Genomic DNA, 560 nt, shown 5'->3' on the forward strand with positions numbered 1-560 from the left:
AAAGTCCTGCCGGACTACCCGGCCAGGGCGTAAACCCCGCTCGCTTCTCGCAGGGGTGCCCAAGCCACGTGGAAAACGCTGGACTCATGATGCCAATATTTCACTTCGCCCAGCCGAAGCCAATGATCGTGCGGTGCCTGGTCATTGGGAAGGCGATTTGATTATTGGCGCAGATGGCACCAGTGCTTTAGCGACGTTGGTGGAACGCCGCAGCAGGTTTGTGCTGCTCGGCAGACTCGGCACTGACCATACTGCCGCCAGTGTCAATGAGGTGATGGTACGGATGATTCGTCGGCTCAAAGAGTCGATGGACACCACGATTTCGACGTTGACCTGGGATCAGGGAGTGGAGTTTGCCAAACACACGGAGTTTTCTGTCGCGGAGAATATCCAGGTGTTTTTCGCCGATCCGCATTCGCCGTGGCAGCGAGGTAGCAATGAGCGGATGAATCGGGATATCCGGTTTTATTTCCCCAAAGGCACCAACTTTACCGATGTCACCGACCAAGAGGTCGCCGAGGCGGAAGCATTGCTGAATAACCGGCCGCGGGTAGTGCTCG

At 56.6% G+C, this 560-nt stretch carries 1 protein-coding gene; it reads left to right on the forward strand.

The window, feature by feature from the left end; genetic code table 11:
• Positions 1 to 55: 55 nt before the first annotated feature.
• Positions 56 to 560: IS30 family transposase (locus CHU70_RS10675; protein WP_242451396.1), on the forward strand; the 505-nt coding region annotated here is incomplete at its 3' end.

This window comes from Corynebacterium sp. LK10, from assembly GCF_008042455.1.
GTDB classification, from domain to species: domain Bacteria; phylum Actinomycetota; class Actinomycetes; order Mycobacteriales; family Mycobacteriaceae; genus Corynebacterium; species Corynebacterium jeikeium_D.